This window comes from Xylanimonas protaetiae, assembly GCF_004135385.1.
GTDB classification, from domain to species: domain Bacteria; phylum Actinomycetota; class Actinomycetes; order Actinomycetales; family Cellulomonadaceae; genus Xylanimonas; species Xylanimonas protaetiae.
In genome coordinates this window covers 1,460,706-1,479,446 of sequence record NZ_CP035493.1, presented here as the reverse complement: position 1 = coordinate 1,479,446, position 18,741 = coordinate 1,460,706, and the positions used below count along the sequence as shown (strand labels likewise).

Genomic DNA, 18,741 nt, shown 5'->3' with positions numbered 1-18,741 from the left:
GCAGACTCAGGAGAGCCAGGCGCCCACTCGAGGAGGAGTCATGAGCCAGCCCACGAACCCGGTCCCGGTCCCTGCGCGGGAGGCCGACGACCCGATCACCGAGGACGAGGCCTACGCGCTCGCGGTCGACGAGGCCGAGGCAGCGAGCGACCTCGACGAGGCCAAGGAGGTCCAGCGGCGCCTGGAGACCCAGGCCGAGGACTTCTGAGGGTCGGCGCCCGCGGCCGTCCCGACGGCTAGCGAGCGCCGACGGTCAGGCGAACGCCGACAGCCCGGTGATGTCGCGCCCGACGATGAGCGCGTTCATCGACTCGGTGCCCTCGTAGGTGTGCAGCGCCTCGACGTCGGCGAAGTGGCGCGCCACGCGGTTCGCGAGCAGGATCCCGTTCCCACCCAGCATGTCCCGGGCGAGCGCGGCGACCTCGCGCGCCCCGCGCGTGCACGAGTACTTCGCCAGCGAGGCCTGCGCTCCCGTCAGCTCGCCCGCCTCGGCGAGGCGCGTCAGCCGGACGACGAGCAGCTGGAGCTGCGAGATGGTCGAGAGCATGCGGGCCAGCCTCTCCTGCACGAGCTGGTTCGCGGCGAGCGGCCGGCCGAACTGGATGCGCTGCCCCGCGTACTCGACGGCGGCCTCGTAGCACGCGACGGCGTGCCCGACGGCGGACCACGCGACCGACAGCCGCGTCGCGAAGAGCACCTCGGACGTCGCCTTGAACGACGTCGCCCCGGGCAGCGCAGCGTCGAGCGGCACGAACACGTCGTCGAGCACGATGTGGGCCTGCCAGATGGCGCGCAGCGCGACCTTGCCCTCGATCGTCGTGGCGGTGTAGCCGGGGGCGTCCTGCGGGACGATGAACCCGTGGACCTGGCCGTCGTCCTCGAGCCGGGCCCAGACGACGGCGATGTGGCCGCACGACCCGAAGCCGATCCACTTCTTCTCACCGTTGATGACGTAGCCCTCGACGCCGTCGCGCGTCTCGCGGCGGGCCGACGTCTCCAGCGAGACGGAGTCCGAGCCGTGCGTGGGCTCCGTGAGCGCGAAGGCGCCGAGGACGTCGCCGTTGGCCATCGGCTCGGCGTACCGGGCGATCTGCTCGGGCGAGCCGTGCATCATGATCGAGCGCAGCGCGAGCCCGCCCTGCACGCCGCAGACCGTGGCGATGGAGCCGTCCCCCCGCGACATCTCCATCGCGGCCAGGCCCTCGGCGACGAACGAGACCTCGGGCCGTCCCGGCACCGTGACGCCGTCGCGCAGGAAGTCCCGGGCGGCGAGCTCCTTGACGAGCTCGAACGGCACCTCCGCGCGCTCCCAGTACCCGTCGATGACCGGCAGGACGTGCTCCTGGACGAACTCCCGCACGGCGAGCTGGTGGGCCCGCTCTTCGGGGGTGATGTCCGCGAACGCCCCGACGTAGTCGAGGTCGAGGGGCTGGGAGACGTCGTACGTGGGTGCCGTGACGCCGGGCTTGACGGGCTGCGCTGCGCTCATCCCCCCATCGTGGACCCGCGACGGAGTCTCACGCAAGGGGAGACGCGGTATCAGGCGGCGTCTCAGCGCCCCAGGACCGTCAGGGTCAGCAGCGCGACGTTGAGCACCACGATCACGCCCGCGACCGTCCAGGCCAGCACCTGCGTGAGCGTCCCGTTGCGGTACCGCCCCAGCAGCGAGGCGCGGCGCGTGAGCACGACGAGCGGCACCGCCGCGAACGGGATGCCGAAGCTGAGCACCACCTGGCTCAGCACCAGCAGCCACGTCGGCGAGACGCCCGTGGCCAGCAGCACGACGGCCGGGACGAGCGTGACCATCCGGCGGCCGACGAGCGGCACGCGCACGTGCAGCAGCCCGGCCATGATCTCGGCGCCCGCGTACGCCCCCACGGACGACGACGCCAGCCCCGACGCGAGCAGCCCGACGGCGAACAGCAGCGCCACTCCCCCGCCCAGCGTCGACGCGATGGCGGAGTGCGCCCCCTCGATCGAGTCCGTGCCCGCCCGGCCCGGCAGGTTGGTGGCCGCGACGAGCAGCATCGCGATGTTGACGCCGCCCGCGAGCACGAGCGCGCAGACGACGTCCCACCGCGTCGCGGCCAGCAGGCGGTCCGTCGAGGCGGCCGTCTCCGGGACGCCCTGCCGCGCGCGCACCCCGGCGTCGTGCCGGCGCCGGTCGCGGGCCAGCGCGGAGTGCAGGTAGATGGCGTGCGGCATGACCGTCGCGCCCAGCATCGACGCCGAGAGCAGCAGCGAGTCGGTGCCCGCCAGGCGCGGCACGAGCCCGCCGAGCACGGCACCGCCGTCGGGCGCGGCGAAGAGCAGGCCCGCGCAGAAGCCCACCGTGAGGATCAGCAGGAACGAGGCGATCACGCCCTCGAAGACGCGCTGGCCGCGGCGCTGCTGCACCGACAGGACCAGCAGCGAGACCACGCCCGTGATGACGCCGCCCGCCAGCAGCGGGACGCCGAACAGCAGGTTCAGGGCGATGGCCCCGCCGATGACCTCGGCGAGGTCGGTCGCGGCGGCGACCACCTCGGCCTGCACCCAGTAGGCCAGGCGGGCCGGGCGCGGCAGCGACGCACCGAGCACCTCGGGCAGCGAGCGCCCCGTGACGACGCCGAGCTTCGCGGACAGGTACTGGACGAGCACGGCCATCACGTTCGCGACGACGAGCACCCACACGAGCAGGTAGCCGTACCGCGCGCCGGCCGTGAGGTTCGCCGCCACGTTGCCCGGGTCCACGTACGCGATCGCGGCGACGAACGCCGGCCCGAGCAGCGTGACCAGGCGCGCCCGGGCCGCGCTCGTCGGCGACGACGGCGGCATGCGCGGCGGCCGCGGCGGTGCGGTGGTCATCGACCCTCCCCCGGGCGAGATTTTTCGGTGAACCGAAACCTTACGCCGATCAGTCCCCGACGGACCTCCCAGCGAGTACCCCGGCACGTCTGGGACGATGGGCCGGTGACCGCCGAGACCGCCGTCGTAGACCGCACGCACACCTCCGTCGGCGACGTCGTCCTGTCCCGCTGGAGCCTCGCCGGCGCGTTCGTGCTGGTCCACGCCTGGGTGGTGTTCGGCGCGCTGTCGCGGTCCGGGGAGATCTACGGCGACGTCTCCCTCTACGCGTGGTGGGCGGACCGCGGCCTGAGCACCGGCTGGTGGCCCGTGCTCAACGAGGCGTGGGTGTACCCCGCGGCCGCCCTGATCCCCGTGACGCTGCCGGCGCTCGGCACCTCCGGGTGGTACGCGTACGCCACCGTGTGGTCGGTCATGGTCGTCCTGCTCAACGCCGGCGCCCTGTGGCTGCTGGCCCGCGTGGGGCGCCGCGGCCGCGTCGCCGCCCTGTGGTGGCTCGGGTTCCTCGTGGTCCTCGGGCCCATCTGGCTGGGACGGCTCGACGGCGTCGTCGCGCCGATGATCCTCGTCGCGCTGCTGCTCGCCCACCGCCGTCCGGCGGTCGCGGCGGCCGTCGCGACGCTCGGTGCGTGGATCAAGATCGCGCCCGGCGCCGTGGTCGTGGCCCTCGCGGCGACGTCGCGGTCCGTGCGCGGCTTCGTGCGCACCGTCGTGGTGCCCGGGGCGGTCGTGAGCGTCGCCGTCGTCGGGCTGGCCCTCGCGGGCGGCGCCGGGGAGCGGGCGTGGAGCGTGTTCGGCGAGCAGTCGGACCGCACGCTGCAGGCGGAGTCCGTGTTCGCCACCTGGTTCAGCGTGGCCCGGCTGTGGGACCCGTCGGTGCACGTCGAGTACAACCGCGTGATCTTCACGTACGAGATCGGCGGCACGTCGGCGCGCGCCGTGGCGAACGCCCTGGACGTCGTGCTGCCCCTCGCCGTCGTCCTCATCGGGCTGCTCGCCTTCGTGGCGACGCGGCGCCGGCCCGAGCTCGCGCAGGACGTCCTGCTGCTCAGCGCGGCCGCGACGCTCTTCGCGCTCGTCGTGTTCAACAAGGTGGGCTCGCCGCAGTTCATCGCCTGGCTCGGCCCGGCCGTGGCGGCGGCCCTCGCGCTCGCCGGGCCCGCGACCCGGCGGCTGTGGGTCGCGCCCGCGGCCGGGATGCTCGGCGTCGGGCTGCTGACGCAGGTGCTCTACCCGCTCGCGTACGGGTACTTCCTCGCCGGGGAGACGTGGATGGTGGGCGTGGCCGCGGTGCGCAACCTCGCCGTCGTGGTGCTGCTCGTCGGGGCCGTGTGGCGCCTGGCCCGCCTCGCCCTCTCGACGGCGCCCGCCCCGGCCAGTTCGCCTGCCGTTCCCTCAAGGTTGGGCTAACCGACCGCGGCGCTTCTCCGCCCGTGCGACGCGGCGTCACCTGGACCTGATGACCTGTCGTCATGAGGGTGGCGATCGTCGCAGAGTCCTTCCTGCCGCACGTCAACGGCGTCACGAACTCCGTGCTGCGCGTGCTCGAGCACCTCGAGCGCCGGGGGCACGAGGCGATGGTGCTCGCGCCCTCCCCGGGGTCCCCAGGAGTCCTCGCGGCGGAACGCGGAGACCCCCGGGGCGGGGGTGCCGACGCGGGCATGGTGCCGCCGTTCGTCAGCGGCGCGCCCGTCGTCGAGATGGAGTCCGTGGGGCTGCCCGGGTACCCGCAGGTGCGGGTCGTCGTCGGGCAGCGCGCCCGGATCCAGCGCACGCTCGAGGCGTTCGGGCCCGACGTCGTGCACCTGGCCTCGCCGTTCGTGCTCGGCTGGCACGGGGTCCGCGCCGCCGAGAACCTCGGGCTGCCGACCGTCGCCGTGTACCAGACCGAGGTGCCCGGGTACGCGGCCCGGTACGGGATGCGGCACCTGGAGCCGCTGCTGTGGCGGCGCGTGCACCACGTCCACGAGCGGGCCACGCTGACGCTCGCGCCGTCGTCGGCCGTGCTGGCCTCGCTCGCCGAGCGCGGGCTGCCGCGCCTGCGGCTGTGGGGGCGCGGCGTGGACACCGTCACGTTCCGGCCGTCGGCGCGCGACGCCGCGTGGCGCGCCGCGGTGGGAGCGGGACGCCCGCTGCTCGTCGGGTACGTGGGCCGCCTGGCCCCGGAGAAGCAGGTCGAGGACCTGCGCGCGCTCGCCGGGCTGCCGCACGTGCGCCTCGTCGTCGTCGGCGACGGGCCCGAGCGCGAGCCGCTCGAGCGGCTGCTGCCGGACGCGCACTTCACCGGGCTGCTGCGCGGCGCGGAGCTGTCGCGCACGATGGCGAGCCTCGACGTGCTCGTGCACCCCGGCGAGCTCGAGACGTTCGGGCAGACGCTCCAGGAGGCCGCGGCGAGCGGTGTGCCCGTCGTCGCGCCGGCCGCGGGCGGGCCCCTCGACGTCGTCGACCACTCGCGCACCGGCTGGCTGTACGCGCCCGGCGACCTCGACGCCATGCGCGAGCGCGTCGCCGACCTGCTCGGCGACGACCGCAAGCGGCGCGCCTTCGGCGCCGCCGCCCGGGCGCGGGCCGTCGGGCGCACGTGGGCGGCCGTGTGCGACGAGCTGCTGGAGCACTACCGCGACGCCGTGCGCGCCGACACCCCCCTGGGGGTGTGACGGTGCGGATCGTCCACGTCGCCAACTTCTACGGGCCCCGCTCCGGCGGGATCCGCACGGCCATGCACGCGCTCGCCGGGCAGTACCGCGAGCACGGGCACGACCCCGTGCTCGTGGTGCCCGGGCCCGCGTCGGACGTCACGTGGCAGGACGGCGTCCCCGTCGTCAGCGTCCCGGCACCCGTGGTGCCGGGCATGGGCGGCTACCGCGTCGTCGTGCGCCCGACGGCGGTGGAGCGGCTCCTGGACCAGCTCGCGCCCGACCGGCTCGAGGTCTCCGACCGCACCACGCTCACGTGCCTCGGCGACTGGGCGCGCGCGGCGGGCGTGCCCTCGGTGCTGTGGCTGCACGAGCGCGTGGACGGCGTGCTGCGCGCGGCCGGGCCCGGGTGGGGCGCCGCACGCGTGACACCCACCGTGGGGCGCGGCCTGCGCGGCGTCGCGAGCTGGCACAACGCGCGCACGCTGCCGCGGTTCGACCGGCTCGTGGCGACCACGGCGTTCGCCGCCGGGGAGGCCGAGCGGCTGCGGGCGCTCCAGGTCGCGCGGGCGGGTGGCATCCCGGGTATGCCTCGGGCCGTGCCGCCGCTGCACCGCGTGTCGCTCGGGGTGGACCTCGCGACGTTCGGCCCCGACCGGTTCGACCCCGCGATGCGCGCCGACCTCGGGCCCGGCGGGGAGGCGGTCGTGCTCGTGGTCAGCCGGCTCTCGCGCGAGAAGCGCGTCGACCTCGCCGTCGACGCCGTCGCGCGGCTGCGGGCCTCGGGGCGGCCGGCGCGGCTCGTCGTCGCGGGCGCCGGCCCGCTGGCCGCGGCGCTCGAACGGCGGGCCGCCGTCGCCGGGGTGCCCGCGCGGTTCCTCTCGTTCGTGCCCGACCGCGCCCGGCTCGCCGCGCTCCTCGCGAGCGCCGACGTCGTCGTCGCCGCCGGGCCCATCGAGACCTTCGGGCTCGCCGCGCTCGAGGCGCTCGCGTCCGGCACGCCCGTCGTCGCGTCGACGACGTCGGCGCTGCCCGAGGTGGTCGGGGACGCCGGCGCGGTGGGCGCGCCCCGGCCCGAGGCGCTGGCGCTCGCGCTCCAGGAGGTGCTGGACCGGCCCGTCGCGGAGCGCCGCGCGGCGGCGCGACGTCAGGCGGAGCGGTTCCCCTGGTCGGCGGCCGGCGAGGCGATGCTCGCGCTGCACGGGGCGCCCGTGCGCGTCCCCGCCGCGGTGCCGGCGTGACCAGGCACGCGCCCGCGGGCGACCCGCCCCCCGACACGCTGAGCTTCGGCGGGTCGCACGGGCCGCGCGTCGTCGCGCTCGGCGACTCCATCAGCGTCGGCGTCGGGGACGCCGCCGGGGAGGACGCCCTCCACGGCATCGGCTGGGCCGCGCACCTCGCGCAGCTCGCCGGGGCGTCCAGCTTCACCAACCTCGCCCGCAACGGCGCCCGCGCCCGGCACGTCGTCGCCGAGCAGCTGCCCCACGCGCTGGACCTGCGGCCCGACGTCGCCACGCTCGTCGTGGGCGGCAACGACGTGCTGCGCTCCGACTTCTCGGCCCACGAGGTGGCCCGCGAGCTCTCCACCGCCGTGACCGCGCTGCGCGACTGCGGCTGCTCCGTCGTGCTCGCGCGGCTGCCCGCGATCGAGCTGTTCGAGCTGCTGCCCGCCACCGTGCGGCGCGTCATGCGAGCCCGCGTCCTGGCCGTCAACGCGGCCGTCGACGCCGTCGCGCTCGCCGCCCAGCCCCGCACCGTGGAGCAGGTCACCGCCGCGCGGCGCACGCCCGACGGCCGCCGGCCCCTCCAGGGCACCGTCGTCGTCGTCGACATCGGGGGCGCGGCGCGCGAGCTGGGACCCGTCGCGTGGCACTCGGACCGCGTGCACCCGTCCGCGACCGCGCACCGGCGCGTCGCCGCGCACGCGGCGCTCGCGCTCGGCAGGGCCGGCGTGCTGCGCGTGCGCGACGCCGACGGGGCGGACGCGCTCGCGGCCGCCCTGCCGGCCATGCCGCCCGCGCCCTCGTTCGGGGCGCGGACGGCGTGGCTGGTGATCGCCGGGATCCCCTGGTGCTTCCGGCGCGGGCGGGACTTCCTGCCCGGGCTGGTGCGCGCGGTCTACGACGACCGGCGCGAACGCCGTCACGCCTCCCGGTGGATGGCCACCTTCAGGGCGTCCCACCTCGGGGCGTCGGAGAAGACCTCGTAGGCCTTGACCATGTCGTCCAGCGCGAAGCGGTGGGTGACCATCTGCTCGGGCTGGAGCCGGCCGGCCACCATGAGGTCGATGAGCATGCGCGAGCTCGTCGCGTCCACCAGACCCGTGGTCAGCCTCAGGTTCTGGATCCACATCGACTCCATCGGCAGCTCCACGGGCTTGCCGTGCACGCCCGCGTTGGCGACGTGACCGCCTGGGCGCACGATGCGGACGCAGTCCTGCAGCGTGCGCGGCACGCCCACGGCCTCGATGACGACGTCGACGCCGAGCCCGTCGGTCTGCGCCATGACGGCGTCGACCCAGTCGGGGTCGTTGGTGGAGACGCCGACGTCGGCGCCCATCCGCAGCGCGTGGTCGATGCGCGGCTGGCTCCGGCCCACCGCGATCACCTTCGACGGGCCGTAGAGCTTCGCCGTCGCGACGGCGGCCAGGCCCACGGGCCCGACGCCGACGACGGCGACGACGTCGCCCGGCTTGATGTCGCCGTACTGGACGCCGATCTCGAACCCGGTGGGGAAGATGTCGGAGACCATGACGGCCTGCTCGTTGGTGAGCGCGTCGGGGACCTTGTGCAGGGACGTGTCGGCGAACGGGGTGCGGACGTACTCGGCCTGCGTGCCGTCGATCAGGTGGCCCAGCACCCAGCCGATGCCGCCCATGCCGAGGCAGTGGGACGGCATGCCCTTGCGGCAGTAGGAGCAGACGGCGCACGAGCTGATGCACGAGACGATGACGCGGTCGCCGGGCCTGACGGTGCCGACCGCGGCGCCCACCTCGACCACGGTGCCGACGCCCTCGTGGCCGAGCACCGTGCCGTCCTTCACCTCCGGGCAGTCGCCCTGGAGGATGTGCAGGTCGGTGCCGCAGATCGTGGTGGTGTCGATCTGCACGATCGCGTCCGTGGGGGCGAGCAGCGTCGGGTCGGGGACCGACTCCCACTCCTTGTGACCGGGACCGTGGTAGACGAGGGCCTTCATCGTCGCTCCTCCCTGAGCTGCGGACAGTCCGCCCACGGTAGGAGGGGCGGCGCGTCCCCGACGGCGGGTGTCCCCCGGTGAGCGGTGCCGACGTCGTCGCCTGCGGCAAGCGTCCCAGGGATCACCCCCGTATCACCCGGCGTTCACCTGGGTTTTCCCTGGAATGCACGGCACGCGCCTAGCCCAGAGGCGTGCGGCGGAGCGTCGCACTCCCCAGCCCAGAAGGGAGTGCTCCTGTGCGCAGGAACACCCGTTCGATCACCCTCACCTCGGCCCTCGTGGGCGCGCTCGTGCTCGGCGCGGGCGCCGGCTACGCGGCGTGATCGTGTCGGCCGACCACGCCCACAGCTCGCAGATCATCGAGGCGGGCTCGACGACGCCGGGCCTGACCCGCACGCTCCTCACCAACGAAGGCCAGCCCATGACGATGTCCTACGGCACCGCCGAGACGGGCGGCTCGCAGCAGCACACCGGCGCGCAGGTGCGCGTGGCCACGTACGGGCCAGGGGCGGCGGACTTCGTCGGGCTGACGGACCAGTCGGACACGTTCTTCACGATCAGCCGGGCGCTGCGGCTGTCGCACTGACGCCCACGGGGGCCGAGGGCCTCCCGGACTCCCGGACTCCCGGACTCCCGGACTCCCGGACTCCCGGACTCCCGGACTCCCGGACTCCCGGACTCCCGGACGATCGAAACGTGCATACGGGATCGGAACGTGCCCAGAAAGCCACGTTCCGATCCCGCATGCACGTTTCGATCGGCACCGTCAGCCCCGCGGCGGCCCGGCGGCGGCCCGCGACGGTGCCTACCTCACGTGGGGCAGCACGTCGCCGGCGAGACGCTCCACCTGGTGGCGCTCGTCCCCGAGCGGCCAGAAGTGCACCCGGCGGCAGCCCGCGGCAGCGTACCGGGACAGGATCTCGGCGCACTGCTCGGGGCTGCCGATGCAGAGCCGTCCCTGGAGCTCCTCCGGGTCTCGCCGCAGGAGCGGGGCCACGACGTCGGCGAGCGCACGACGCGCGCCGGACGCGCTGTCGGTGACCCAGGTCCACATCGTCACGAGGGCGTGGGGGAGGTCCGCGCTCGTGCGGCCTCGCTTGCCGAGCTCGGCGCCGAGGACGCCGAGGCTCGCCGCGAACAGCTCGGGGCGTCGTGTTGTAGGCCGAGGCGAGCCAGCCGTCGCCCAGACGCGCGACGCGGCGCAGGCCCGCCGGCGACCCCCAGCTGCCGAGCCACACCGGGATCCCGTGGGCGGACCTCGGCTCCAGCACGCTGTCGGGGCCGAGGAGCTGCACGAGCTCGCCGACGACGTCGTCGAACCGGCTCCACCGCCCGTCGAACGGCACTCCGACGGCGTCGTAGTCCGCCCGCGACGACCCCGGACCGACACCCGCGACGACCCGGCCGCCGGAGAGGACGTCGAGCGCCGTGAGCGCCTTCGCGAGCGGGACCGGGCCACGCAGGCTCACGAGGGCGAGAGTCGTCGCGAGCGTCAGGTCGCCAGAGCGGTCGACCACGGCCGCGAGCGCCGTCGGGCCGTCGAGCCACGGGGTGGGGAACAGGAAGTGGTCGTTGGCGGAGACGGCGACGAAGCCGTTGTCGCGGGCGGCGTCGACCGTGGCGACGAGACGGCGGAGCGAGAGTCCCGCGCCGTCGACGTCGATGAGCGGCAGGTGGATGCCGGCTTCCATGAAAACCATGGTCGGCCTGGGCCGGGGGCGGTGAAAGCCCTAGCACCTCGACCCGGGCGACGTGCGCACGGCCGAGCAGTAGTCCCGGTAGTCCCAGCGGTCCCGCTCCGGCGAGACCGCCGGGGTCGGGGACCGGTCGAGGCGGGTGCCTGAGTAGGGGACGACGGCGTAGCGTCCGTCGGGTCGGAGCTCGATCGTGAGACTCATCGTGAGATGGTCCTCCGGAACGGGTCCTCCTGGGAGGGTCGTGTGATCGACGGCGGTGAGGATCCCGGCTGCCGCGGAACCGCCGACGAGTGCGCCGACGAGCACAGCCGCGACGGGGCGGTGCCGCATCTGTGGAGTGCTTGGCTCGGGCGCCTGGGCCGGGGCTTCATCGCCGGCCCACACGTCGAAGGTGAGAGGCTGCACGGCACTCATCTCGCACGCACCGATGACACGGAGAAGTCGAGGAACCGCGCGGAGCTCGCGTTGCCTTCGCCCGCGCCAGGTCTCGGGTACATGAGGAGGCCGACGATCCCGCCAGGCAGCACGACGTCGGTCGACGCCTGCAGGACCAGCACACCGTCCACGGTCAACGACAGGTCCACGCCGCGGGTCTCCTCGCCGACGCACGTGGCTTGGATCGCGATCTCCTCGCCTCGGGGCAGCGAGAGCCGTCTCGTCTCGGCGAGGACGTCGATCTGCACGTTGTTGTCGGCGATCCGGATCGTCGCGTAGCCGTCGCGGACCATGAACTCGTAGTGCTGGAAGTCGGAGTCCGTGTCGGTGCCCTGCCGGCAGTAGACGCCGGCGACCTCCCCGCGCTGCTCCATCACGATCGTGGACTCGATCACGACGTCGGTGAGGTCCACCTCGCCGCTCTCGACCGACCGGACGAGCTCATCGGGGAAAGCTCCGACGAGGGGCGCGCCGGTGGCTTCCGTGACGTACGCGCCACGGTCGAACCTGGCCCTCCCGACCCCGTAGTCGCCTGTCCCCATCCGTTCGCGTCGTCGTCCAGCGGGTCGCTGAACAGGACGTGACCGGGCGAGGGGGCCGCCGTGGGTGTCTGGGACGGGCCCGGTTCAGCGTCGGCCTCTGCCGTGCACCCGCCGACGACGGCGAGGAGGAGCACTGCGGCGAGAATCCACCCTGTCTTCATCGGAACCTCCCTCGGCTCTGTCATGCAAGGTAGTGCCGGGAGGATGCGATGACATCGGAGCCAGCCCGCCGAGGACCGAGGGTTAGCCCTCTGCTCGTCCCGGCCCACGGTGAGCCAGCATGGGCTCATGTGCCCGACGGTTCTCATCGTGGACGACCATGCGGAGTTCCGGCGCGTGGCGCGCGAGCTCCTCGAGGCCGACCGGTTCACCGTCGTGGGTGAGTCCGCGGACGCGGCGGACGCCCTCCGCGCGGTAGAGGCGCTGCAGCCGGACGTCGTCCTGCTCGACGTCCGGCTGCCCGACGGCAGCGGGCTCGACGTCGCCCAGGCGATGAGCGCGCTGCCCTCCGCGCCCCACGTCGTGCTGACGTCGACGGCAGACTACGCCTGGGCGGCCTCGGCGAGCGGGGCCGTCGGGTTCGTCGCGAAGGCCGGGCTGAGCGGCCCGGCGCTACGCGCGTTGATCGAGGTCGCCTGATGCGTGGCGCGATGCGCAATGCGCCCTGGCTCCTCGTCCCGGCGGGCCTCGCATGGGGTTGGTTCGCCCTCAACCATCAGGGTTCTGGGCACGCACTCGCCGCCCCCTTGGGCGAGCCGCTGATCGGCTGGGTGTGCATCGCCTCCGGACTGGCCATCTGGCGGTTCCGGCCGCAGAACCGCTGCTGGTGGCTCGTCACGGCCGCGGGGTTCGCCTGGTACGCGGTCCTCCTGAACTCTGCGGGCAACGGTTCGCTGGGCCTGGTCGCGTTCGCGCTGGTGGGGTGGTACAATGGCCTGCTCGTCTGGGCGCTGCTCGCGTACCCCACGGGACGGATCGCGACGCGCGGCGAGCGGATCGTGCTGGTCCTGATCCTGGGTGTCGTCGTCGCACGGACGACGGCGCGCGCTCTCCTGTACGTCCCCGCGGACCTGACGGGATGCGGCTGCGTGACGAACCGCCTGATCCCCGCCGTCACCGACGACCGGTGGTGGCAGGGGACCGAGGCAGCCTTCCGCATCGTGTACCCGGCGCTCGTGGTCCCCGCTGTGACCGGCGTGGCGCTGCGATGGCGACGAGCCAGCCGTCCCGTACGACGCATGCTCCAGCCAGCGCTCGTCGCCGGCACGGTCATGGCGGTCTCGGCGATCCTCGGCAGCGTCGCCGGACTCAACACGGGCCCGACCCTGATCCCGACGTACGCGCTCACCGACTGGGCGACGGCTGCCGTGGCCGTCACCCTCGCCGTCGGGTTCTCCCGGCTTCGCCAGACCCGGGCATCGGTCGTCGACCTCGTGTCGGAGCTCGGCGACGACGCTCCGCCGGGCCGGCTGGCAGACGCCCTCCGGCGGGCGCTCGAAGACCCGAACCTGACGCTGCTCCCATGGTCGGCGGAGCGGGGCGGGTACGTCGCGGACGATGGGACCCCCGTCGGGCCTCAGGCGCTCGACCAGCGCACCGTCACACGGATCGAGCGCCGCGGCGAGCCCATCGCCCTCCTCGTGCACGACGCCGCGCTGCTCGAGGACCCCGGGCTGGTCCGTGGCGTGATGGCAGCCGTCCGCCTGTCCGTGGACAACGACCGCCTCCAGGCCGCCATGGAGGCGCAGGTCGCGGAGGTCGCGGCGTCTCGCGCACGCATCGTCGTCGCCGGCGACGCCGAACGCCGGCGCATCGAACGCAACCTGCACGACGGCGCCCAGCAGCGGCTCGTGACGATCGCGCTCTCCTTGAAGCTGGCCGAGGCACAGATGGACGGCACGGACCCGGCGACCCGCGCCGCGCTGCAGCGCGCGGTCGACGAGCTCGGTGTCGCGATCAACGAGCTGCGCGACCTGGCGCGCGGCATCCATCCGCCGTTGCTCACGGAGTCGGGGATCGCGGCGGCCGTCGAAGCGCTCACCGACCGGTTCCCGGTTCCCACCACGCTGACGGTCGACCTGGAGCGCGAGCCCTCCCCGCTCGTGTCGGCCACGCTGTACTTCGCGATCGCGGAGGCGCTCACCAACGTGGCGAAGCACGCGCACGCGGAGCACGTCCACGTACGCCTGCGGGCCGACGCGCACGAGGCGCGCGCAACGGTGGAGGACGACGGGATCGGAGGTGCCGACGCGAGCGGTGGGACCGGGCTGCGCGGCCTCGCCGACCGAGCCGCCGCGGGAGGTGGCTCCATGTCCGTCTCCCCAGGGCCGGCCGGCGGGACGACGATCGAGGTCAGGATGCCATGCGCGTAGTCGTCGCCGATGACAACCACCTGCTGCGCGCCGGGCTCGTCGAGCTGCTCCGGAGGGCCGACTTCGAGGTCGTCGGCGAGGCTGGGGACGCCGACGCTGTCGTGAGATCGGTACGGGAGCATCGTCCCGACGTTGCGCTGATCGACATCCGCATGCCCCCGACGCACACGCTGGAAGGGCTCGAGTGTGCGCGCGCCATCCGGGCCGAGCACGGCTTCGCCGTCGGCATCCTGCTCTTGTCCCAGTATGTCGAGGCACGTCACGCGGCCGACCTGCTGGGGAACGGCGCTCGAGGCGTCGGATACCTGCTCAAGGACCGCGTCCTCGACCCGGCCGAGCTGGTCGAGGCGATCCGTCGCGTCGGGCGCGGCGGGACGGCCATCGACTCGCACGTCATCGAACAGCTCCTCCGGCGGCGCGCCGACGACGACGCCCTCTCGGCGCTCGCTCCCCGCGAGCGCGACGTGCTCGCGGCCATGGCGGAAGGCCGCTCGAACGTCTCCATCGCCAGCACCCTGTACCTCAGCCCCAAGACGGTCGAAGGCATCACGAGCCGGGTGTTCCGCAAGCTGGGACTCCCCGAGACCGCCGACGACCATCGCCGGGTGCTGGCAGTGCTGTCGTATCTCCGGGCGGTCGCGTCGGGGTATGACGGCGCCTGATCCGGGCGCCCGCAGGCTCCTGACGCGCGAGGCTGACTTGCGGACCTACGCTCGGTCCACCTGGCCGACCTGCCGGTAAGGGCGTACTCGGGTTGTCCCCGCTCGCGGGGTTCAAGAAGGGCAGGAAGTAGACCCCGGTGCGACGCCAGGCATGAACAGCACGTTCCGATCTCGGTCGCACGTTGTCGTCTCGGCGTCAGCCTCAAGCCGGCGTGTTCGACCGGCGTCAATAGCCCCGTTCCCCGTCGGTCAGCTCGCGCAGCAGGTCGAGGTGCCCGAGGTGCCGCGCCGTCTCGTGGACGAGGTGCCCGAGGATCCAGCGGAGGGTGACCAGCGGCAGCCCGGGCGGGGCCGACCGCTCGAGCGCGTCGAGCTCGTGGGCGTCCGCGACCGCGCGAGAGATCTCGCACTGCCTGTCGTAGGCGTCGAGAAGGTCCGGCAGCGCGATGTCGGTCGGCTGCCAGTCGGGCGTCGGGTCGGGCGCCGCCGCTTCGCCGAGGAACGACCGCACCAGCCAGTGGTGCTCCACGTTGGTCAGGTGCGCGACGACGCCGGCGATCGTCAGGCTCGGCGACGTCACGACGAGGGCCCGGCGGGCCGATGCTTCGTCGAGCCCCGTGCACTTGGCCCGGACCGTGGCGCGCTGCCAGTCGAGCCACTGGGTGAGCACCTGACGCTCGTCGGGGACCGGGACGGGGAACGAGCGGCCGGTGGTGTCCACGGCGCACATCGAAGCACGTGCGCCAGCCGCCAGAAAGCTAGAGCCAGCGGCGCACCCGCCGCGCGTACGCGTCGTACTCCGCACCGAACCTGTCGCGCAGGAACCGCTCCTCGGGGCGGATCGCACCCCAGGAGACGAGCAGCACAGCCACCGGGAACAGCACCAGCCCCCAGACCGTCGGCATCAGTAACGACACGCCGAGATAGAGCGCGAGCAGACCGACGTACAGCGGGTTGCGGGAGATCCGGTACGGCCCCTCCTCCAGCAGCGCGCGCGTGGCCTGGCCTGGCAGCAACCCGGTCTCGTGCCGCCGGAAGAGCCACAGCGACCAGCCGTTCCAGCCCACGAACAGCAGGACCAGCGCCCAGCCGAGCGTGGTTCGCCACGCGCCGAGCTCGAACGGGTCACCCGCGCCCTGGGTGACGAGCCAGCCCGCGAGCAGCGGCGCACCGATCGCGACCGGCGGCCAGAGCCGGAACGCGACGATCTCCGCGGCACCGCGCACCATGCCTCGATGGTGCCAGCGGTGGACCGGCACAGGAAAGACGAAGGACCCCAGATCCGCAAGGTTCTGCGGCTGGGGTCCTTCTGGGGCGGTAGCGGTGAGGTTCGAGCGCGCCGTTTTGACGGGGTTGGTCGGGCTGGACGATCTGGCATCTGACCTCGGCCTACGCCTCGCCTCGCCGTGTAACGCGTTGTACGTTATCGCGCTGGTTTGGCTGGCAAAGAGGAGTGAAAAGGGTGAGTTGGCGGGGAAGAGCCGTCATGTGGACCTGGTGACCGGCCAGGCACGCGATAACACCGCCTTCAGCTCTCCTACGCAGTATCACCCTCGCGGGCATACACGGTCGGCTCCTCGGCCAGACCGGACCAGAACACGTGCAGGTGGTCACAGGATGGGCAGCGGAACGCATGCTGAGCGGCTGCATAGACGTCATCCGCCGTTGCGTTCCCATGGAGGTCGTCGAACGCAACATCTGCGACAACCAGCCACTCAATCGGGTTCGGGATCAACTCGCTCGACCGGAGGATCGGTTCCGCAGTTGCACAGCCACTTCGCCATGCACGGGAGTCTTGCAGGTCAAGGTGGGGACACTCCGAGGCGCCGTACCGATTGCGGAGCACAGGAGGACGGCGGAGTCCCGGGTCAAGGGTGGGCGCAGCCCATCGCGCAGCGACGCCGTAGGCGCCCTTGACGCGGGGTGGAGTCGGCCGGATGCTCGGCTGTCGGTGCGGGGCCGGGACGCGAGTCGACAGACGGTCCGGCGTGGCGCTTCTGCTCTCTTGGCGCGAGAGCCAGCGCCCCATAGCATCGCCGCCATGGGAGCCAGTGGAACCGGCCCGTTCGAGAACGACGCCGCAATGGACATGCTCGATGACATCGTGACCGGCAACTTCAACGGCGTTGAGTCCATCGAGTGGGCGTTCGACGATCCGGACTATCTCGAAGTCGACGGCGGACAGATGGCCATCGCGCTCGGGGCGCTCATCCGATCGGAGCGCGGCGAGCCTGGACCGGAGGTCCCTGAGGTTGAGCGAGCCGACTTCAGGTTCGACATCACTCCCGAACTCATTACGTGGGTGCGCACCCAGATTTCGCGTGCCCTCTCGGGGCCCGAGACGTCGGAGGCGTACGGACTATGGGCGGAGTCGGATGGGCTCGACGAGTGGCTCAAGGTGTCGCGCAGCGCGATGCCGTCAGTGTCGTAGGCGGGACGGACGCAGCGGCGGCGGGCAAGCTGCGGGCAGACGACGTATGGGCGGTTCGGGACTGACTCCCCGAGCCGCCCTTCATCATGCCTGGCCGGCCGGACCTGACTTGGGTCAAGAGCCTTAGTGCCTTGCGGGCTTCCTGATCGCGTCGAGGATGGCCTGCTTGTCGGCGGGGATGGCGGGTTCGGCGTCGCGGATGACGCCGTTGATCTCGATGGTCGCGGAGCGCAGTGGTCGTAGCTCGCGCAGGACTTTCCGGATGGACAGTCCGGTGCGGTCCTGGATCGTGCGGGAGACGGCCAGCGCGGTGAAGACGATGGTGAGGTGGGCTTCGATCGCGTCGCGTGTCCTCGCGAAGAAGGGTCTGGCCTGCAGGTCTGTCTTCGACATCCGGAAGGACTGCTCGACGTGCCACAGATCGTGGTAGCTGGAGATGACCTCGCCTGGGGCCATGACCGTGGCGGGGATGTTCGTGACGTAGCCCTTGAGGCCGGCGACCTTCCGCGCCCTGGCCAGGGCGGTCTCGTCGAGGGTGCGGGCGGTTCCGGTGGTCTTGACGAACCGGGTGGCGCGGGCGGGCTTGTCACCGTCGATGACTGATCGGGCGCGGTCCTCCTGCGCGGTCAGGGTCCGGTTGTCTCTCGCGAACCTCTTCGCGGAGTAGGCCCACACGGCCCGCCATGACGCCGGGGTCCCGGTCTTCGTCCACACGGGCTCGGCCTTGACGTTGACGTCATTGACGGGCGTCGCGCCGCGGTGCTTGGGGGTGATCGTGTCGATCATCTGCCCGTCGGTGAACACGGTGCCGTGCCACCGGTAGTGCGAGGCCAGGTCGAGGGGCGCGGTGGTCTGGCGGGAGCCGACGATGAAGGAGAACCCGGCGTCGTCGAGCTCGCGCAGGTTCGCACCGGAGAGCATGCCGGCGTCCGCGACGATGACCATGCCCTCGATGCCGTGCCTGGCTTGGAAGGACTTGATGACGGGCAGGATCGTGAGCGTTTCGGCCTTGTTCCCCTCGAAGCAGCCGATCTCGAGGGGGAACCCGGTCCTGTCTACGAGGAGGCCGACGACGATCTGCGGGTCGACGCGACGTTCTTTGGAGTAGCCGACCTTGCGCAGGTCGTCTTCCTTCTCCGCTTCGAAGTAGAGCGTGGTCACGTCATACAGCACGAGGGACACATCATCGCTGGCCTGCGCGAACGTGAAGCACGCCTTCGCGATCAGGTCCCGGTACCGGCCGTCCTGCGCCCGCTTCAACGTCCGCTTCCGCGTGGACAGCGACGCGGCGACCCGGCCCAGGTCGGACAGGACCCGGTCGACGTCGAGCAGCGAGGTCGGCTCCACGATCCGCGCGATCACCAGGTCGCGGAAGGTGTCGTCGCCGACGATGTCGAAACCGAGCTCGTCGAACACGCCCCCGATCGCGTCGTACAGGATCCGGGAGAACGAGCGCCGCAGCAGGGGCGCGGGCATCCACCCACGCGCACGGGAGGGCGTCTGCCCGAACAGGGCCGGCGGCTGCGGGACGGGAATCAACGGGGCGTACCTCGACACGGCCTGCAGGCCAAGGTCGAGCTCCAACTGCTGGTCACCCTTGATCAGATCGGCCGCCTCATCCATCAACAGGCCGAGCGCGACCTCGTCATGCGCCGACCCGACATGCCGCACGATCCGCCGCCGCCCGTTCACGGACTCGACGATCTGGACCGCCGTCGCACCCGACGCCGTCCTCACCCGCCGAACCCACACCACCCCGGCAGCGTACTTAGTGCCTCCAGGAGGACACTAACCCACAGAGCCACGACCATCACCGCAGGTCAGAGAACTGCGGATCGCGGGCTGTGGAGAACCTGACCGAAGTCAGGCCGGACGGGTGGGGTGCGCGGAGGCGCGCAGCGCCGGAGCGCGGGGCCCCGCCCGG

19 protein-coding genes and 1 pseudogene are annotated in these 18,741 nt (G+C 72.9%); 10 read left to right on the top strand and 10 right to left on the bottom strand.

Annotated elements, in window-relative coordinates; all coding sequences use genetic code 11:
• The first annotated feature begins 40 nt into the window (after nucleotides 1-40).
• Nucleotides 41-208, top strand: a complete 168-nt coding sequence (locus ET471_RS17955; RefSeq protein WP_165350431.1) for a hypothetical protein — start codon at nucleotides 41-43, stop codon at nucleotides 206-208.
• A gap of 45 nt (nucleotides 209-253) precedes the next feature.
• Here the strand turns inward: ET471_RS17955 and ET471_RS06710 are convergent, their stop codons facing one another.
• On the bottom strand, nucleotides 254-1,489 hold the full coding sequence (locus ET471_RS06710) for an acyl-CoA dehydrogenase family protein (RefSeq protein WP_129187159.1): 1,236 nt from the start codon (nucleotides 1,487-1,489) through the stop codon (nucleotides 254-256).
• A 62-nt stretch (nucleotides 1,490-1,551) separates the two neighbouring features.
• Complete coding sequence (locus tag ET471_RS06705; RefSeq protein WP_129187158.1) at nucleotides 1,552-2,847, bottom strand: Nramp family divalent metal transporter; 1,296 nt, start codon at nucleotides 2,845-2,847, stop codon at nucleotides 1,552-1,554.
• A gap of 105 nt (nucleotides 2,848-2,952) precedes the next feature.
• On the opposite strand from ET471_RS06705, the gene ET471_RS06700 reads away from it, so the two are divergent.
• The 4 genes from ET471_RS06700 (at nucleotide 2,953) to ET471_RS06685 (ending at nucleotide 7,692) form a co-directional block, all read left to right on the top strand.
• Nucleotides 2,953-4,257 (top strand): glycosyltransferase 87 family protein, encoded by a 1,305-nt coding sequence (locus ET471_RS06700; protein ID WP_129187157.1) that lies wholly within the window; start codon nucleotides 2,953-2,955, stop codon nucleotides 4,255-4,257.
• A 62-nt stretch (nucleotides 4,258-4,319) separates the two neighbouring features.
• Nucleotides 4,320-5,504, top strand: a complete 1,185-nt coding sequence (locus tag ET471_RS06695; protein ID WP_129187156.1) for a glycosyltransferase family 4 protein — start codon at nucleotides 4,320-4,322, stop codon at nucleotides 5,502-5,504.
• Nucleotides 5,501-6,724 carry a glycosyltransferase gene (locus ET471_RS06690; RefSeq protein WP_242496452.1) on the top strand — a complete coding sequence of 408 codons (1,224 nt, stop codon included), beginning with the start codon at nucleotides 5,501-5,503 and terminating at the stop codon, nucleotides 6,722-6,724. The genes ET471_RS06695 and ET471_RS06690 overlap by 4 nt, the downstream gene beginning before the upstream one ends.
• The gene (locus tag ET471_RS06685) at nucleotides 6,721-7,692 is read left to right on the top strand and encodes a GDSL-type esterase/lipase family protein (RefSeq protein ID WP_165350430.1); all 972 of its coding nucleotides are present in this window, start codon (nucleotides 6,721-6,723) and stop codon (nucleotides 7,690-7,692) included. The genes ET471_RS06690 and ET471_RS06685 overlap by 4 nt, the downstream gene beginning before the upstream one ends.
• Here ET471_RS06685 and ET471_RS06680 read toward each other — a convergent pair.
• On the bottom strand, nucleotides 7,626-8,678 hold the full coding sequence (locus ET471_RS06680; protein WP_129187155.1) for a zinc-binding dehydrogenase: 1,053 nt from the start codon (nucleotides 8,676-8,678) through the stop codon (nucleotides 7,626-7,628). The genes ET471_RS06685 and ET471_RS06680 overlap by 67 nt on opposite strands.
• Before the next feature lie 319 nt (nucleotides 8,679-8,997).
• Here ET471_RS06680 and ET471_RS17950 point away from each other — a divergent pair, with 319 nt between their 5' ends.
• The gene (locus ET471_RS17950; RefSeq protein ID WP_242496451.1) at nucleotides 8,998-9,264 is read left to right on the top strand and encodes a hypothetical protein; all 267 of its coding nucleotides are present in this window, start codon (nucleotides 8,998-9,000) and stop codon (nucleotides 9,262-9,264) included.
• A 219-nt stretch (nucleotides 9,265-9,483) separates the two neighbouring features.
• Here the strand turns inward: ET471_RS17950 and ET471_RS18465 are convergent, their stop codons facing one another.
• The 4 genes and pseudogenes from ET471_RS18465 to ET471_RS06665 form a co-directional block, all read right to left on the bottom strand.
• Nucleotides 9,484-9,738, bottom strand: coding sequence for a hypothetical protein (locus ET471_RS18465; RefSeq protein WP_242496450.1), 255 nt, complete (start codon nucleotides 9,736-9,738; stop codon nucleotides 9,484-9,486).
• A gap of 91 nt (nucleotides 9,739-9,829) precedes the next feature.
• A pseudogene (locus tag ET471_RS19105) lies at nucleotides 9,830-10,369 on the bottom strand (LLM class flavin-dependent oxidoreductase); the annotation flags it as partial.
• 39 nt (nucleotides 10,370-10,408) lie between these two features.
• Nucleotides 10,409-10,576 carry a hypothetical protein gene (locus ET471_RS17945; protein ID WP_165350429.1) on the bottom strand — a complete coding sequence of 56 codons (168 nt, stop codon included), beginning with the start codon at nucleotides 10,574-10,576 and terminating at the stop codon, nucleotides 10,409-10,411.
• A gap of 209 nt (nucleotides 10,577-10,785) precedes the next feature.
• Nucleotides 10,786-11,352, bottom strand: coding sequence for a hypothetical protein (locus tag ET471_RS06665; RefSeq protein WP_129187153.1), 567 nt, complete (start codon nucleotides 11,350-11,352; stop codon nucleotides 10,786-10,788).
• A 288-nt stretch (nucleotides 11,353-11,640) separates the two neighbouring features.
• Between ET471_RS06665 and ET471_RS06660 the strand changes: the two genes are divergently transcribed.
• From ET471_RS06660 to ET471_RS06650, 3 genes are all read left to right on the top strand, one after another.
• A complete protein-coding gene (locus ET471_RS06660; RefSeq protein ID WP_129187152.1) occupies nucleotides 11,641-11,991 on the top strand; it encodes a LytR/AlgR family response regulator transcription factor in 351 nt (116 codons plus the stop codon).
• Between the two features lie 107 nt (nucleotides 11,992-12,098).
• Entirely contained in the window at nucleotides 12,099-13,724 is a 1,626-nt protein-coding gene (locus ET471_RS06655; RefSeq protein WP_165350428.1) for a sensor histidine kinase, read from the top strand.
• Nucleotides 13,715-14,386, top strand: a complete 672-nt coding sequence (locus ET471_RS06650) for a response regulator transcription factor (RefSeq protein ID WP_129187150.1) — start codon at nucleotides 13,715-13,717, stop codon at nucleotides 14,384-14,386. Before ET471_RS06655 ends, ET471_RS06650 begins: the two co-directional genes overlap by 10 nt.
• A 226-nt stretch (nucleotides 14,387-14,612) precedes the next feature.
• Here the strand turns inward: ET471_RS06650 and ET471_RS06645 are convergent, their stop codons facing one another.
• Complete coding sequence (locus ET471_RS06645; protein ID WP_207207346.1) at nucleotides 14,613-15,107, bottom strand: DinB family protein; 495 nt, start codon at nucleotides 15,105-15,107, stop codon at nucleotides 14,613-14,615.
• A 37-nt stretch (nucleotides 15,108-15,144) separates the two neighbouring features.
• On the bottom strand, nucleotides 15,145-15,615 hold the full coding sequence (locus ET471_RS06640) for a methyltransferase family protein (protein ID WP_129187149.1): 471 nt from the start codon (nucleotides 15,613-15,615) through the stop codon (nucleotides 15,145-15,147).
• Nucleotides 15,616-16,427: 812 nt separating this feature from the next.
• Between ET471_RS06640 and ET471_RS17940 the strand changes: the two genes are divergently transcribed.
• The gene (locus ET471_RS17940; RefSeq protein ID WP_165350427.1) at nucleotides 16,428-16,817 is read left to right on the top strand and encodes a DUF4259 domain-containing protein; all 390 of its coding nucleotides are present in this window, start codon (nucleotides 16,428-16,430) and stop codon (nucleotides 16,815-16,817) included.
• A gap of 123 nt (nucleotides 16,818-16,940) precedes the next feature.
• On the opposite strand, the gene ET471_RS06630 is transcribed toward ET471_RS17940, so the two are convergent.
• Nucleotides 16,941-18,572, bottom strand: coding sequence for an IS1634 family transposase (locus ET471_RS06630; protein ID WP_129186106.1), 1,632 nt, complete (start codon nucleotides 18,570-18,572; stop codon nucleotides 16,941-16,943).
• Between the last annotated feature and the right edge of the window lie 169 nt (nucleotides 18,573-18,741).